Below are 15,162 nucleotides of genomic sequence, written 5' to 3'. Positions count from 1 at the left end.
GCGAGGTCAGCGCAGGGCCGGCACCCGGTTGGCCAGCTCCAGCAGCACGTCGGCGTGGCAGGGCTCGCCGGCCGGGCACCAGCAGGCGAGGTTCCGCCCCCGCAGCTGCCGGCGGGCCTGGGCGGCGAGGTCGCCGGAGGCGGCCCAGCGGCGGTACCACTCGATGGCGGTGGCACGGTCGGCGCAGCGGACGACGCGGCTGCCGTCCTCCTGCTCCCCCGGCTCCCGCGCGGTCGGCAGCGGCCACGCGGTCTCGCCGTCGCCGGGCAGCCACAGGTAGGTCTCCCCCACCCGGAACGGGTTGCCCCAGCGCGAGGGGCGGGCGACGACGACGGTGTTCGGCGGCTTCCGCCAGCCGCGCGCCCGGGAGAGCTGCACACGCACCGGACCGGTCATGGGCCGATGCTGCCGCGCGGGTGTGACAGGACCGCGCCGCGCTCCCCGGGCTCCCCCGTCCGGGGACACCCCCGGTCCGACCAGCGCTTCCGGGGGTCTCACCCGATGGTCCGCGCGCGGCGCCGTCGCGAGGCTCGAGGTGCCCGGCGGGACCGAGGTCACGTCCCGCCGGGCTCCACCCCCCGTGGCCGACGACGAGGCGCCGTGTCCGCTCCCGAGTGCACCCTCGACCCCCCGCAACCCCCCGCTCCTGCCCCCCGCCGCCGCGGTCCGGCGGCGCGCGTGCGGGACCGGCTCGGCCGCCTGGCGCTGCGCCGCGTCCGCCGCCGCGGGCTGGACCTCTCCCGCCTGACGTTCCTCCCCGCCGCCGCGACGGTCCCGCTGCGGCGGGTCGACGTCGACCCGGTGCCCGAGCTGCGCGACGGCGGGCCGGTGCGGCGGCTGGACCTGCCCTTCGACCTCTCCGTGCTCCTGGTGACCGGCGCCGCGGAGGCCCGCGCGGTGCTCGCCGACCGCGACGGCTTCAGCACCGACGTCCGCCACCTGTTCAGCGGCACCGGGCCGGCCACCGCCGACGACGTCGGCGGCCTGGGGTTCACCGACCCGCCCGACCACACCCGGCTGCGCGGCCTGGTCGCCCCGGAGTTCACGCGGGCCCGCCTGCAGCGCCTCGGACCCGCGATCGAGGAGACCGTGGCCCGGCAGCTCGACGAGCTCGAAGCGGCCGGGCCGCCGGCCGACCTCGCCCGGCTCGTCTCCGGCCCGGTCCCGATGCGGACGGTCTGCGACCTCCTCGGCCTCGACCGTCCCGACGAGCAGCTGGTCACCCGCCTGGCCACCAGGCGCTTCGACGCCGCCCGCGGCACCGCCGGCGCGTTCGGCGCGGTGTCGGCGCAGCGCCGGCTGCTGTTCGACGCGGTCGCACGGCAGCGCCGGGACCCCGGCGACGGGTTGCTCGGGCGGATCGTCCGCGAGCACGGCGACGCCGTCTCCGACGCCGACCTGGCCGGCCTGGCGGACGGGATCGTCACCGGCGGGTTCGAGACGACGGCGTCGACGATCTCGCTCGGCACGCTGGTCCTGCTGCGCGACCCGGCCGCCGCGGCGCTGGTGCGCGAGGGCCCGCGCCGGGACGTGGAGACGGTGGTGGACGAGCTCCTGCGGCTGCTGTCGGTGGTGCAGGTGGCCTTCCCCCGCTTCGCCCGGCGGGACACCGAGGTCGCCGGGCACCGGCTGCGGGCCGGCGACGCGGTCCTGGTCTCGCTGAGCGCCGCGAACCGCGACCCGGCCTGGGCCGGCGCGCACCCCGACGCGCTCGCCCCCGGGCGGCCGACCCGCGGCGGGCACCTGGCCTTCGGCCACGGGATCCACCGCTGCGTCGGCGCCGAGCTGGCGCGGCTGGAGCTGCGGATCGTGCTGCCCGCGCTGTTCCGGCGGTTCCCGGACCTCGCCCTCGCGGTGCCGCCCGAGCGGCTGGCCTTCCGCCGGCTGTCGTTCGTGTACGGCGTCGACGCGCTGCCGGTGACGTTCTGACTCAGCCGGCGGGGTCGGCGCGCAGCAGCGCGGCGCCCGGGACGACGAGGCGGCGGACGTGCGCGTCGACGTCGTCCGGGCCGGGTGCCGGCTCGCCGAAGTCGAGGGCGCCGATGGCGTAGAAGTCCGTCGTCGCGGTGACGCACTGCCAGCGCCAGGTGAGCTCGCGGCCGTCGAGGTGCGGGAGCAGCGGCGCCAGGGCGGCGCAGTACCGCCCGGCCGTCGCACGCACCGCCGCCGCGCCGTTGGCCTCCCAGCGGTCCGGCGGCTGGTCGAAGATCCGGGTGAACACGCGGGCGGCGTACCGGCCGCGGCCCGCGCAGCGCAGCGCGACGATCGGCCGCACCCAGCCGTCGACGAGCGCCTCGACGCCGGCGTGCCCGCCGAGGCCGGCCAGCGCCCGCTCCCGGTCGGCGACCACGCCGTCCACCACCCGGCGCTCGACGGCGGCGACCAGCCCGTCCTTGCCGCCGAAGTAGTAGCCCACAGCGGCGGCGTTGGCGACGCCTGCCCGCCGCAGCACGTCACGCACCGAGGTGCCCGCGGCACCGGCGGTCGCGAGCAGTTCCTCGGCCGCGTCCAGCAGCCGCACGGGGGTTGCGACCTCCGTCACGGCCCCTCCATCCTGGGTCACCGCCCTCAGACGGGCGTGTCAGGCGATCGTCTGGAGTCCAGCATGCCCGACGCCCGAGGAGCCCGGGGCGGCCTCGGCACCCTGCTCGCCGCCACGGGCGCCGCCTCGGCCCTGGTCGTCGGAGCCGCCCCCTCGCTCGCGCTGGCCCTGCCCGAGCTCGGCCGCGCCACCGGGGCGACGCAGACCGAGCTGACCTGGGCGGTCCAGGCCTACGGGCTGGCCTTCGCCGCGCTGCTGCTGCCGCTGGGCGTCGCCGCCGACCGCTTCGGCCGGCGCGGCGCGCTGCTGCTGGGCCTGGCGGTGTTCGCCGCCTGCACCGCCGCGTCGGGCCTGGTCACGGACCCGCTCGCGCTCGTCGCGCTGCGCGGGCTGGCAGGCGCCGGCGCGGCGGCGGTCGTGCCGGCCACGCTGTCGGTCCTGGTCGACGCCCATCCCGCTGAGCGCCACGCCTCCGCGATCGGCGTGTGGGCCGCGGTCTCCGGCGCGGGGGTGCTGCTGGGGCTGCTGCTCGCCGGCGCGCTGCTCGAGGTCGCCTGGTGGGGCAGCGTGCAGGTCGCCTCCGGCGCGCTCGCCGGGCTGGTCCTGGTGCTGTGCCTCGTCGTCGTCCCGGCCTCGCGGAACCCGGACCGGCCGCTGGACCCGCTCGGCGGCGTGCTCGCCCTCGCCGGTCTCGGCGGTGTGGTGTGGGGCGTCATCGAGGGGCCCGTGCGCGGGTGGACCGACGCGACGACGCTCGGTGCCCTCGCCGTCGGCGCGGTGTCGCTGGCCGCGTTCACGCGCCACCAGCTGCGCAGCCGGCACCCGCTGGTCGACCTCCGGCTGTTCCGCGACCGGCGCCTGTCCCTGGGCCGTGCCGTCGTCCTCCTGCAGTTCGCCGCCGCCTGCGGTCTGCTCTTCCTCGCGCCGCAGTGGCTGCAGTACGTGCGCGGCCTCTCGCCCCTGGAGGCCGCGCTGTGGCTGCTGCCGATGGCGGTCGGCACCACCGTGGCCGTGCGGATCGCCCCGGTGCTGCGCCGGCAGGGCCCCCGCGCGGTCACGACGAGGGCGCTGCTCCAGATGGGCATCGGGGCGTTCCTGCTGTCCCGGCAGGCCGACGGCGACGCGCCGCTGTGGCAGTTCCCCGCGGCGACGTTCCTCTTCGGGATCGGCTTCGGCCAGGCGCTGGTCTCGGCCACGGCACTGATCGCCGAGGGCCTGCCCGCCGACCGGCGCTCGCCCGCCGCCACGGTCGGGGACGCGACGCGCTGGGTCGGCGGCGCGCTCGGCGGCGCGGTCGCCGCCGGTGTCCTGCTCGCCGTCTACCGGGGCGACCTGTCCCCCGCGGTCGCGGACCTGCCCGCGCAGACCTCCGCCTGGGCGAGGTCCGGCATGGCGCAGGCCGTCGAGGTGGCCGGCCGCTCGGGGTCCGCCGGCGCGGCGGTCGCCGACGGCGCCCGGGAGGCGTTCGCCGCCGGCTACGCCGTCACGTTGCGCGTCGGGGCGGCGGTCCTGCTCGGCGGCGCGCTGCTGTCCGCCGTGCTCGCCCCCCGGCAGGTGCAGGCCCGGCGCCGAGGCATCGGACGCGCCCTGGGTCCGGTCGTCTCGGTGGTGGCACGGCGGCGGCCGGTCGTGGGTGTCGCCCCGGTGTCCCGGGTGGTCCCGACCCGGCGCCTGCCCCGGGGTGTGGAGGTCGCCCTGGTGGGCGGGATGGTGCTGGGCCTCTTCGGCGGTGTCGTCCTGCTGACCCACGTCCTCACGCGGTCGACCGACGTGCCGGACACCGTCCCCGCCGCGCTGACCGAGGCGCCGCGGACCGCCGCACCGCAGCTGTCCCCCACCTCCGCCGCGGTCGTGCCTCCGCCCGTGACCGACGCGACCACGCTCCCCGGGACGTCCGAGCCGCCCCCGGACACGACGGCGCCGGCGCCCACCACCACGGCCGCGCCCGCGCCGGCCCCGGCCACGGCGGCCCGGACCACGCAGGCCGCCGAGACCACCACCCCGCCGGCCGCGACCACCGCTCCACCCGAGACCACCTCCCCGCCGGCCGAGATCACCACTCCACCCGAGGCCACCACCCCGCCGGCCGCGACGGCGACGCCCACCCCGGCGACGCCCACCCCGACGACGCCCACCCCGACGACGCCGCCACCGACCACGACCCCACCGACCACGACCACGCCGCCCGCGACCACCACACCGCCCGCCCCGACCACCACGACGCCTGCGCCGACCACCACGCCCACCCCGACCACCACGCCGCCCGCGACCACCACGACCCCACCGACCACGAGCCCACCGACCGTGACCACCACCCCAACGGCGGGGACGACGACCACCCCGACCGGGACCACGCCGTCGACCGGGACCACGACCACCTCGGGCACGACCACCTCGGGCGCGACCACCTCGAGCGCGACCACCTCCGCACCGGCGAGTCCCTGAGCCGGATCCGGCAGGACTGCTGCGGTCCCCGGCAGGGACACCCCTGTCGCGGCACGGCGCGGCGACCGATCCTGGGGCATGGACATCCTGACCGCGAGCACAGCGGGCCGGGTCCGGCAGGCGGTGACCCGGTACTGGCAGGCCCAGGTGCACCTGTGGGAGGTGTACCTCTCGCCCGCCGGCTGGGACCCGGCGCCCGGGGACGAGGCCCTGCACTGGGTGGGCCGGCGCCTGGTGGGCAGCGTCCTGCCGGACGAGCCGCGCTGACCTCACTCCCCGGCGGTCAGCGCGGCCAGCTCGACGACGGCGTCGACCAGCGCGGCGCCGTCGAGCAGGACGAGGTCGTTGTGGTCGGCACCGGGGACCTCGACCAGCCGGTGCAGCGCGGCGGCGGCGTCGGCCACCCGCCGGCTCTGCGCCGGCGGCACGATCGTGTCCGCGGTGCCGAGCACGACCGTCGTCGGCACCCGCACCCGGGCGACCCGCTCGGCCACCGGGTACCGGTCGCGCAGCAGCAGCCGGACCGGCAGGAACGGGTAGTGCTCGGCGCCGACGGCGGCCAGGTCGGTGAACGGCGACCGCAGCACCAGCCCGGCCGGCGGGTGCTCCACGGCCAGCTCGGCCACCACCGCCGCCCCCAGGCTCTCGCCGTAGTAGAGGAGCCGGCCGGCGGGCACGCCGGCCTCCTCGAGCAGCCAGGTCCGCGCGGCCCGGACGTCGAGCGCCAGGCCCTCCTCGCTCGGGCTGCCCGGGTTGCCGCCGTAGCCGCGGTAGTCGAACAGCAGCACCGCCAGCCCGGCGTCCGACAGCGCCCGGGCCAGCGGCGCGCGCAGCCCGCGGTGCCCGCCGTTGCCGTTCGCCACCAGGACGGCGGGCGCGGCGGCGGCCGGGCCGGGGACGAACCAGGCGCCCAGGGTCAGGCCGTCGGCGGTGGTCAGCCCGACGTCCCGGGCGCCGGGCACCGCGACGGCCGCGGCGGGCAGCGGGCCGTCGTCGGGGAGGTAGACCAGGCGCCGCTGGAACGTCCACAGCAGGCCCACGACCACAGCCAACACGACGAGGACGGCCAGCGCCGCCCGCGGTCCGGAGCGCACGGCCCGATGGTCGCGGACGGCCCGCACCGCCACCCCGCCGGACCGGGCGGCGGCCGCGGGACGCACCCGAGGAGGGCCCGCGACCGGTAGCGTCGGGGCGGACCGGAGGAGGTCCCGTTCCCACACACCGCGGACGCTGCGCCGAAGCCCACCTCGGATGCCCCTGCCGGGGCGACGAGACCGTCCACGAGCGACGCTCGAGTGAGATGCGCGACGCCCGGGCCCGGTCCGACGAGCCGGTGGACTGCCCCGAGTGCGGCTCCCCGACCACACCGCTGTCCCTGCTCGCCTGGGGGAACTGCCGGGTCTGCCGCACGGCGCAGTCCCGGCTGACCGACCCGCTCCGCTGGTGACGACGGCGGGGACGGCCGCCGCCCCCGCGCCGGGAGCCGGTACAGTGGCCTCCGGTCGCTGTCGTGCCTCTGCTTCGTTCTCGGACGTCCGCAGTCGTCTCTGCCTGACGTTCCTCTCGGTCCTGCCGGTCGGTGCGGCGACCCGGCGCCGGCACCTGCCGGACCGACACCCCCAGCACGGAAGAGAGAACGACATGACCCAGGGCACCGTGAAGTGGTTCAACGCGGAGAAGGGCTTCGGCTTCATCGAGCAGGACGGCGGCGGCCCCGACGTCTTCTGCCACTTCTCGGCGATCAGCGGCTCCGGCTACCGGTCGCTGGACGAGGCGCAGCGCGTCGAGTTCGACGTCACCCAGGGCCAGAAGGGCCCCCAGGCGGAGAACGTCCGCGCGATCTGAGCACCACCGGGGGCACGCGGCGCGACCGCGCCGCGTCCTCCCGCCGCACCACCACCGGACCCCCACGGCCCCTCGGCCGCGGGGGTCCCGTCGTCCCCGGGGCCCGGGACCGGACCGCCGGACCGCGGGACGCCCGGCGGGCACGCCCCCGTGTGAGAGTGGCGGCCATGTACCTGCTCGAGTACTCCCTGGCCGACGACTACCTGGAGCGACGGGCCGCGCTGCGGGAGGACCACCTCGCGCTCGCCCGCGCGGCGCACGAGCGGGGTGAGCTGCTGCTCGCCGGCGCGCTGCCGGACCCGTTCGACCGGGCGCTGCTGGTCTGGACGACCGACCGCGAGGTCGTGGAGCGCTTCGCCGAGTCCGACCCCTACGTCGTCCACGGCCTGGTGACCGGCTGGACGGTCCGGCCGTGGAACGTCGTCGTCGGGGGGCGGGAGTCGTGAGCGGCTTCCCGACCGTCGCCGAGCTCGCCGCCGAGGAGGACGAGCTGCGGTTCACGACCTTCACCAACGACGACGCCTGGGACCTCGGCTCGGCGCTCGTGGCCGGAGCCCGCCGCGCCGACGCGCCGGTCGCGGTCGAGATCCGGCGCAACGGGCACCGGCTGTTCTCCGCCGCCCTGACCGGCGCCACCCCCGACAACGCGGACTGGATCGCGCGCAAGGCCCGGACCGTGCACCGCTTCGGGCACAGCTCGCTGTACGTCCGGCAGTCCTGGGTGGAGAAGGGCACGACGTTCGAGGAGTCCTCCGGGCTGGACCCCCGGCTGTACGCCGCGCACGGCGGCGCCGTGCCGGTGCTCGTGCGCGACGTCGGCCCGGTCGGCGTCGTCGTCGTGTCCGGGCTGCCGCAGCTGGAGGACCACCGGATGGTCGTCGCGGCGATGCGGGCGCACCTCGGCCGCTGAGTACGGGTCGGTACTGGTACCTGTGGGACCCGTGTCACAGGATGTGCACCGTCGACGGCGACGGGGCCGACGACGGGACTCCGGAGGTGCGGGGACGTGACGGTGCGCAGTGCGGTCCGCTGGGCCGCGACACACGGCGCGATGCGGCTGGCGATCCGGGCACGGGCCCGGGCGGGCAACCCCGACGCCGAGGTCCTCCGCGACCCGGTCGTGCGCGAGGACCCCCACGCCCACTACGAGCGGCTGCGCACGCCGGCACCGTTCGCCGGCGGCGCGTTCGCCCGGGTCAGCGTGCACCACGACGTCTGCACCGACGTCCTGCGCAGCGACGACTTCGGCCAGATCGGCGGCAACCGCACCGAGGGCCTGCCGCCGGTGCTGCGGCTGGCGCTGCGCCTGGCCGGCCCCCGGCCCAGCGTCGGGCCGATCGACCCGCCGTCGATGCTCGCCGTCGACCCGCCCGACCACACCCGCTACCGCCGGCTGGTCAGCCGGGCCTTCACCGCCCGGGCGGTGGCCCGGCTGCGCGAGCGCACCGGCGAGATCGCGCACGACCTGCTCGACGACCTCGAGCGCGAGGCCGCGGCCACCGGCGGGCAGGTCGACCTCGTCGCCCGCTACGCCAGCCTGCTGCCGGTCACGGTCATCTCCGAGGTGCTCGGGGTGCCGGTGGCGATGCGCGAGCAGTTCCTCGCCTGGGCCGACGGCGCCACCCCGAGCCTGGACATGGGCCTGTCCTGGCGCACCCACCGCGAGGTCGAGCGCAACCTCGGCGAGCTCGACGCCTGGTTCCGCGGCCACCTGCGCCGGCTGCGCCGCGAGCCCGGCGACGACCTGCTGTCCGGCCTGGTCACCGCGGCCGACGACGACGGCGCCGCGCTCACCGAGCAGGAGCTCATGGCCACCGCCGCGCTGGTGTTCGGCGCCGGCTTCGAGACGACCGTGAACCTCGTCGGCAACGGCGCCGCGCTGCTGTTCGCGCACCCGGCCCAGCGCCGGCTGCTCGCCGAGGACCCGTCGCTGTGGCCGAACGCCGTCGACGAGGTGCTGCGCCTGGAGTCGCCGGTGCAGCGGACCGGCCGGCGGGCCCGGCGCGCCACCGAGGTGCACGGGGTGCCGATCGCCGAGGGCGACCTGGTGCTGCTGGTCCTCGCCGCGGCCAACCGCGACCCGCGGGTGTTCGACGACCCGCACGCCTTCGACGTCACCCGCCGCAACGCCCGCGACCACGTCGCCTTCTCCAGCGGCATCCACTTCTGCCTGGGCGCCGCCCTGGCCCGGATGGAGGGCGAGGTGGCGCTGCGGGCGCTGTTCGAGCGGTTCCCCGACCTCGCCGCCGCCGGCACCGGGCGCCGCCGGAGCACGGTCATCCTGCGCGGCTGGGAGTCGCTGCCGGTCGCGCTGACCCCGGCGCTGTCCCCCGCCGCCGGCCTCGCCCGTTGAGGGCGCCGCGTAGCGTGCCACCGGTGGAGACCCCGCTGCGGACCTGGGCCGGCAACCTCACCTACCGCGCCGCGCGGGTGCACCGGCCGCGGACGGTGGCCGAGGTGCAGGAGGTCGTCGCCGGCAGCGAGCGGGTCAAGGCCCTCGGCTCGCGGCACTGCTTCAACGACATCGCCGACACCACCGCCGACCTGGTGGTCCTCGACGACCTGGACACCGGCGTCGAGCTCGCGCGGATCGACGACGACGGCGGCGGCGTGCTGTGGGTGCCGGCCGGGATGCGGTACGGCGAGCTGGTCCGGGCGCTGGCCGCGTCCGGGCGGGCGCTGCACAACCTGGCGTCGCTGCCGCACATCACCGTCGCCGGCGCGACCGCCACCGGCACCCACGGCTCGGGCAACCGCAACGGCTCGCTCGCCACGTCGGTGGCGGGGCTGGAGCTGGTGCGTTCCGACGGCGGGGTCGTCGTGCTCGGCGAGGACGACGCCGACCTGCCCGGCGCGGTCGTCCACCTCGGCGCGCTCGGCGTCGTCACCCGGGTCGCGCTGCGGTTCCAGCCGACCTTCGACGTCGCCAACACCGTCTACGTCGACATGACCTGGGACCGGCTGTTCGCCGACCTCGACGGCGTCGCCGACGCCGCCTACAGCGTCAGCGTCTTCACCGACTGGCACCGGGTCACCTCGGTGTGGGTCAAGTCCCGGCCGGAGGACCCGGCGGCACCCGAGGACTTCTTCGGCGCCCGCGCGGCGACCGAGCCGACGCACATGCTCCCGGACACCCCGGTCGAGAACCTCACCGAGCAGCTCGGCGTCCCCGGCGAGTGGCACGAGCGGCTGCCGCACTTCCGCGCCGAGTTCACCCCCAGCAAGGGCGACGAGCTGCAGAGCGAGTGGTTCGTCCCCCGCCGGCACGGCCGCGCCGCCCTCGAGGCGCTGCGCGGGCTCGCCGACCGGGTCGCGCCGCTGCTGCAGGTCAGCGAGATCCGCACCGTCGCCGGCGACGAGCTGTGGCTGAGCCCGGCGTCGGGCGGCGACGTCATGGCGCTGCACTTCACCTGGCTGCCCGACCAGCCCGCCGTGACCGCGGTGCTGCCGGAGATCGAGGCCGCGCTGCGCCCGTTCGGCGCCCGCCCGCACTGGGGCAAGCTGTTCACCACGGAGGCCGCGGAGCTGGCCGGGCTCTACCCGCGGATGGCCGACTTCCGGGCGCTGGTGCGCCGGTACGACCCGCGCGGCGCGTTCCGCAACGACTACCTCGACCGGACGGTCGCCGCGTTCGCCTGACGGGCCGGCCGGCTCCGGGGGCCGGCCGGCCCGCCGACGTCAGGCGGTCCGGGACTCGCGGTCGTAGTTGCGGCCGAGGAACTCCGGCACCTTCGCCCACCGGAAGGCGAACACCATCACCAGCAGGGTGGCCACGTAGGGCACCACCAGCAGCACCTGGCTGGGGATGTCGATGCCGGCCACCTCGGCGCGCAGCGCGACGACGTCCATGGCCGCGAAGAACAGGGCGCCGAGGGCGATGAACTGCGGGCGCCACCCGCCGAAGAAGGTCAGGGCGATCGCCAGCCAGCCGCGGCCGCCGACGATGGTGTCGGTGTAGGTCCCGGTGTAGACCAGCGGCAGGTACGCCCCCGCCACCGCCATGAGCGCGCCTCCCGCGGTGGCCGTCCACAGCCGGTTGCGCACCACCGGGATGCCCAGGCTGTCGGCCGCCCTGGGGTTCTCCCCCACCGACCGCAGGTCCAGGCCGGCGCGGGTGCGGTAGAGGAAGAACCACGCGCCGACCGTGAGCAGGGCGGTGAGGTAGACGAGCACGTTGTGGGAGAACAGCGCGGTCCCGAGGACCGGGATGTCGCGCAGCAGCGGGATCTCCAGCCGCGGGAGGGTGTCGACGCGCGGCGTCGTCGCCCCCTGGCCGATGACGATCCGGTACAGCAGCCCCGCCAGGCCCGTGGCGGCGAAGAACAGCGCCAGTCCGACCACGAACTGGTCGAGCCGCAGGATGGTCGTCGCCCACCCGAGGGCGGCGCCGAACACCGCTCCGATCCCGGCCGCCAGCAGGATGCCGACCGTGGTGCTGCCCGTGCCGTAGCTGACGAGGAAGCCGACGGCCGCCCCGAGGAGCATCACGCCCTCCTGCGACACGCTGAAGACGCCGGTCAGGCCGCCGATCATCGTGCCGAGGGAGGCGAGCAGGTAGGGGACCATGGCCACGACGGTGAGCTGGGCCAGGGACGCGAACTCGGTCATGCCACCCTCCGCGCCAGCCGCCCCGCGATCACGTCGGAGAGCAGCAGGAAGATCAGGATCAGCGCCTCGATGATGAGCACCATCTCGGCCGGGACCCCGACGGTGCGCTGCATGGAGCTCGCGCCCACCTCGAGGATCGCGATGCCGAAGGCCACCACCGGCACCCAGAGCGCGCTGCCCCGGGCGATCAGCCCGATGATGATGCCGAGCAGCAGGAAGTTGGACTGCATGCCCTCGATGGCGCGCCCGTGCACGCCACCCACCTCGAGCGCGCCGGCCAGTCCCCCGAGCGCGCCCCCGACGACCAGCGCGAGGACGGCGACCTTCTCCACCCGGATGCCGTTGATGGCCGCCGCCCGCGGGTTGACCCCCGCCGCCCGCAGATCGAAGCCCGCGGCCGTGCGCCGCGTGACCACGACCGTCACCGCCGCCACGAGCAGCGCGAGCAGGATGCCGGCGTGCACGCCCGGCGGCCCGCCCAGGACCGGCAGCTCGGCGCCCTCACCGACCCGCTGCGTGGCCGCCACCCCGGCCGCGGGGTCCGGCCACACCTCGGTCGCGGCGTAGTCGAGCACCTGGAAGGACACGAAGTTCAGCAGGACGGTGCTGAGGATCTCGTTGACCCGGAAGCGCCCCATCAGCAGCGCCGCGATCCCGGCCCAGACCGCGCCGGAGAGCACCCCGGCCAGGACCACCAGGGGCAGCAGGACGGCGGCCGGCAGGTCGGCGTAGACGATCCCCACCCCGGCCGCGGCCGTGGCCCCCACCAGGAGCTGGCCCTCACCGCCGATGTTGAACCGCCCCACCGCGAGCGGGATGGTGAAGCCCAGTGCGAGCAGCGTGAGCGGCACCCACTTGGTCAGCGTCTCGGTGAAGCCGAACCCGGTGCGGAACGACGTGGTCAGGATCGTCCGGTACGCCTCGACGACGTCGTAGCCCAGCGCCGCGATGACGACGCCGGAGACGGCGAAGGCCAGCACGAGCGCGAGCGCATAGGGCAGCAGCCCGCGCAGCAGCCGGGCCAGGGGCCCCGAGGGCGCTGGGGCCGGCGCGTCGGTGTCGGTCAGGACGGGGGCGCTCATGCGTCCTCCTGCACCCCGGCCATGAGGCGGCCGAGCTCGTAGACGTCGTAGTCCCCGCGGGCCCGTTCCCCGACGACCTCCCCGGAGTAGAGGACGACCATCCGATCGGCGAGCAGGCTCAGCTCGTCGAGGTCCTCGGAGATCAGCACGACCGCGCAGCCCCGGTCGCGGGCCTCGTGGACCCGGTCGTAGACGAAGCGGGTCGAGCGCAGGTCCAGCCCGCGGGTGGGGTTCTGCAGCACGAGGACCGCGGGCTCCCGGTCGAAGGCCCGGGCCAGCACCAGCCGCTGGATGTTGCCCCCGGAGAGGTTCCCGGCCAGGGCGTCGGGACCGGGTGCCTTGATCGAGTACCGGTCGATGGTCTCCCGGGCGTGGTCGCGCACCCGCCGCCAGTCGATCAGCCCGGCACGACGGTGCTCGGCGCGCCTCTGGGCGCCCAGGAGCAGGTTGTCCGCGACGGTGGCCGCCCCCAGGATCCCGTCCCGGTGCCGGTCCTCGGGCACGTAGGCGACCCCCGCGGACAGCCAGCGGTGGGTGGGTGCACCGGCCAGGTCGGTGCCGTCGACGGACACGCTGCCGGCACGGACCGGCCGGACGCCGGCGAGCACCTCCGCCAGCTCGACCTGCCCGTTGCCGGCCACCCCGGCGACACCCAGCACCTCGCCCGCCCGGACCTCGAGGTCCAGCCCGCGCAGCGCCGGGACGCCGTGGTCGTTGTCGGCCGTGACGCCGGAGACGGCCAGCCGCACCCGCCCGGCGTCGGGGCGCCGCTGCTCGGCGGGCGGCGCGGCCGGGGTCTGCCCGACCGCGCCGACCCCGAGGGCCGCCGCGACCTCGGAGGTCCGTTCCGCGGCCAGCTCGCCGACCATGAGGGAGGCCAGGCCGGTGGCGTCGGTCGAGGACCGGGGCACCGTGGCGATCCGCCGGCCGTCGCGCATGACGGAGATCCGGTCGCAGATGGCCAGCACCTCGCGCGCCTTGTGCGAGATGAACACGACGCTGGTGCCCTCGGCGACGATGCCGCGCAGGGAGACGAAGAGCCCGTCGACCTCCTGCGGCGTGAGGTTGGTCGTCGGCTCGTCGAGGACCAGCACCCGGGCCCCGCGGTAGAGGACCTTGAGGATCTCCACCCGCTGCCGCGCGCCCACCGACAGCCGGTCGGTGCGGGCCCGCGGGTCCACCGCCAGGCCGAAGCGGTCGGAGAGCTCGGTGATCCGGCGTGCGGCACCGCGCAGCCCACCGGTCCCGGCGGTGGTCCCCAGCACCACGTTCTCGAGGACGGTGTAGCTCGACACCTGGAGCAGGTGCTGGTGCACCATCCCGATGCCGAGGGCGATGGCGTCGCGCGGGGACCGGATGTGCACGGTGCGGCCGTCGACGCGGATGTCGCCGGCGTCGGCCCGGTACAGGCCGTAGAGGACGTTCATCAGCGTCGTCTTGCCGGCGCCGTTGCCCCCGACCAGCCCGTGCACCTCTCCCGGCGCCAGCTCCAGGTCGGCGTCGACGAGGGCGCGGACGGTCCCGAAGGACTTGGTGATCCCGCTCATCGTCAGCGGGCGGTCCCGGCCGGGGGCGGCACCCCCGGCCGGGCCCGCCGCGATGGCGCCGCTCACTCGACCGGGGTCACGTCGCGCTCGACCTCGATCTCGCCGGACCGGAGCTGCTCGACGACCTGGTCGACCTGGTCGACCACGGCCTGGTCGACGTTGGTCGGCGGCTGGAGCGAGATGCCCTGCTCGTAGTCCATGCCGAGGTAGCCGCCGGTCTCGCCGTCCTCCACCGAGGTGAGGATCTCGTCGAGCATCGGCGTGAAGTCGTAGAGCACCGACGTCAGGTAGTGGTCGGGGGCGAGGTTGGACTTGTCGGTGTACTTGGCCGTCATGAGGACGCCCGCGGGGGCGTCGGCGACGCCCTCGAAGGCCCCGACGGCGCCGAGGTTCAGCGAGGTCAGGACGACGTCGTTGCCGTCGGCGAGCAGCTGGCTGGTGAACTGCTGGGCGCGCGTCGGGTCGTTGAAGTCCCCGGTCCACACGGGGGTCAGGGTCGCGGTGGACCCGCTGTCGGCCAGCGCCTGCTCGACCGCGTGCACCTCGGAGTAGGAGAAGGGCAGCGTCACGCCACCGAGGTAGGCGATCCGCCCGCTCTGGCTGGCACCGGCGGCCAGGACACCCAGCGGGTAGAAGGCCAGGTGGAAGTTGCGGTCGAGGACCCAGACGTTGTCGGGGACGTCGGAGGGCTGGGTGTCCTGCTCGGCGATGAAGACGACCTCCGGCGCCTCCTCGGCGACGGCCACCGTGGCGTCGTAGAACTGGCTGCCGTGGGTCCAGATGACGGTGTAGCCGTCGGCGACGTACTCGCGCAGCACCCGCTCGGCGTCGGGCACCTGGACGCTCTCGGAGTAGGTGGTCTCCGCGCCGTGGTCCTCCTCGGCGGCCTGCAGGGCCTGCAGGCCGAGGAAGGTGTAGTCGGCGTCGGTGGTGGTGCCGGAGAAGACGGCGGCGATCCGCGGCGCGTCGCCGTCGCCTCCTCCCCCGCCGCCGCCCCCGTCCCCGCCGCTCGACCCGCCACAGGCGGTGAGGACGAGCACGGCCGCTACGGCCACGGCACTCGCACTGGTTCGAGGAGATCGCATGGGCGGCA

General features: G+C 76.3%; 16 protein-coding genes. 9 read left to right on the top strand and 7 right to left on the bottom strand.

The genetic code is table 11. The features are described 5' to 3' along the window. Positions 1-6: 6 nt before the first annotated feature. On the bottom strand, positions 7-396 hold the full coding sequence (locus ACFO3M_RS12495) for a DUF4326 domain-containing protein (protein ID WP_387988921.1): 390 nt from the start codon (positions 394-396) through the stop codon (positions 7-9). 282 nt (positions 397-678) lie between these two features. On the opposite strand from ACFO3M_RS12495, the gene ACFO3M_RS12490 reads away from it, so the two are divergent. After that, positions 679-1,929 carry a cytochrome P450 gene (locus ACFO3M_RS12490; protein WP_387988920.1) on the top strand — a complete coding sequence of 417 codons (1,251 nt, stop codon included), beginning with the start codon at positions 679-681 and terminating at the stop codon, positions 1,927-1,929. Position 1,930: 1 nt separating this feature from the next. Here the strand turns inward: ACFO3M_RS12490 and ACFO3M_RS12485 are convergent, their stop codons facing one another. Beyond that, on the bottom strand, positions 1,931-2,542 hold the full coding sequence (locus tag ACFO3M_RS12485; RefSeq protein ID WP_387988919.1) for a TetR/AcrR family transcriptional regulator: 612 nt from the start codon (positions 2,540-2,542) through the stop codon (positions 1,931-1,933). Between the two features lie 63 nt (positions 2,543-2,605). Between ACFO3M_RS12485 and ACFO3M_RS12480 the strand changes: the two genes are divergently transcribed. Together ACFO3M_RS12480 and ACFO3M_RS12475 are read left to right on the top strand one after the other, a co-directional pair. After that, entirely contained in the window at positions 2,606-4,987 is a 2,382-nt protein-coding gene (locus tag ACFO3M_RS12480; protein WP_387988918.1) for an MFS transporter, read from the top strand. A 78-nt stretch (positions 4,988-5,065) separates the two neighbouring features. Continuing rightward, complete coding sequence (locus ACFO3M_RS12475) at positions 5,066-5,254, top strand: hypothetical protein (RefSeq protein ID WP_387988917.1); 189 nt, start codon at positions 5,066-5,068, stop codon at positions 5,252-5,254. A gap of 2 nt (positions 5,255-5,256) precedes the next feature. Here the strand turns inward: ACFO3M_RS12475 and ACFO3M_RS12470 are convergent, their stop codons facing one another. Then, entirely contained in the window at positions 5,257-6,081 is an 825-nt protein-coding gene (locus ACFO3M_RS12470; protein WP_387988916.1) for an alpha/beta hydrolase, read from the bottom strand. Positions 6,082-6,287: 206 nt separating this feature from the next. Between ACFO3M_RS12470 and ACFO3M_RS12465 the strand changes: the two genes are divergently transcribed. The 6 genes from ACFO3M_RS12465 (at position 6,288) to ACFO3M_RS12440 (ending at position 10,471) form a co-directional block, all read left to right on the top strand. Continuing rightward, positions 6,288-6,434, top strand: a complete 147-nt coding sequence (locus ACFO3M_RS12465; RefSeq protein ID WP_387988915.1) for a hypothetical protein — start codon at positions 6,288-6,290, stop codon at positions 6,432-6,434. A gap of 194 nt (positions 6,435-6,628) precedes the next feature. After that, positions 6,629-6,832, top strand: coding sequence for a cold-shock protein (locus ACFO3M_RS12460; RefSeq protein WP_012948522.1), 204 nt, complete (start codon positions 6,629-6,631; stop codon positions 6,830-6,832). 167 nt (positions 6,833-6,999) lie between these two features. Continuing rightward, positions 7,000-7,278, top strand: a complete 279-nt coding sequence (locus ACFO3M_RS12455; RefSeq protein WP_387988914.1) for a YciI-like protein — start codon at positions 7,000-7,002, stop codon at positions 7,276-7,278. After that, complete coding sequence (locus tag ACFO3M_RS12450) at positions 7,275-7,742, top strand: heme-degrading domain-containing protein (protein WP_387988913.1); 468 nt, start codon at positions 7,275-7,277, stop codon at positions 7,740-7,742. Before ACFO3M_RS12455 ends, ACFO3M_RS12450 begins: the two co-directional genes overlap by 4 nt. A 96-nt stretch (positions 7,743-7,838) precedes the next feature. Beyond that, a complete protein-coding gene (locus ACFO3M_RS12445; RefSeq protein WP_387988912.1) occupies positions 7,839-9,185 on the top strand; it encodes a cytochrome P450 in 1,347 nt (448 codons plus the stop codon). Between the two features lie 23 nt (positions 9,186-9,208). Beyond that, complete coding sequence (locus ACFO3M_RS12440; RefSeq protein WP_387988911.1) at positions 9,209-10,471, top strand: D-arabinono-1,4-lactone oxidase; 1,263 nt, start codon at positions 9,209-9,211, stop codon at positions 10,469-10,471. Between the two features lie 39 nt (positions 10,472-10,510). Here the strand turns inward: ACFO3M_RS12440 and ACFO3M_RS12435 are convergent, their stop codons facing one another. The 4 genes from ACFO3M_RS12435 to ACFO3M_RS12420 are packed head-to-tail and all read right to left on the bottom strand — an operon-like array spanning position 10,511 to position 15,124. Next, on the bottom strand, positions 10,511-11,440 hold the full coding sequence (locus tag ACFO3M_RS12435) for an ABC transporter permease (RefSeq protein ID WP_387988910.1): 930 nt from the start codon (positions 11,438-11,440) through the stop codon (positions 10,511-10,513). Beyond that, entirely contained in the window at positions 11,437-12,522 is a 1,086-nt protein-coding gene (locus tag ACFO3M_RS12430; RefSeq protein ID WP_387988909.1) for an ABC transporter permease, read from the bottom strand. Before ACFO3M_RS12430 ends, ACFO3M_RS12435 begins: the two co-directional genes overlap by 4 nt. Continuing rightward, entirely contained in the window at positions 12,519-14,135 is a 1,617-nt protein-coding gene (locus ACFO3M_RS12425; RefSeq protein WP_387988908.1) for an ABC transporter ATP-binding protein, read from the bottom strand. The genes ACFO3M_RS12430 and ACFO3M_RS12425 overlap by 4 nt, the downstream gene beginning before the upstream one ends. Next, the gene (locus ACFO3M_RS12420; protein ID WP_387988907.1) at positions 14,132-15,124 is read right to left on the bottom strand and encodes a BMP family protein; all 993 of its coding nucleotides are present in this window, start codon (positions 15,122-15,124) and stop codon (positions 14,132-14,134) included. The genes ACFO3M_RS12425 and ACFO3M_RS12420 overlap by 4 nt, the downstream gene beginning before the upstream one ends. Positions 15,125-15,162 lie beyond the last annotated feature (38 nt).

This window comes from Geodermatophilus arenarius (assembly GCF_042654585.1).
Classification (GTDB): Bacteria; Actinomycetota; Actinomycetes; order Mycobacteriales; family Geodermatophilaceae; genus Geodermatophilus; species Geodermatophilus arenarius.
The sequence above is the reverse complement of the archived record's forward strand: the minus strand, read 5'-3'. Positions and strand labels throughout refer to the sequence as shown.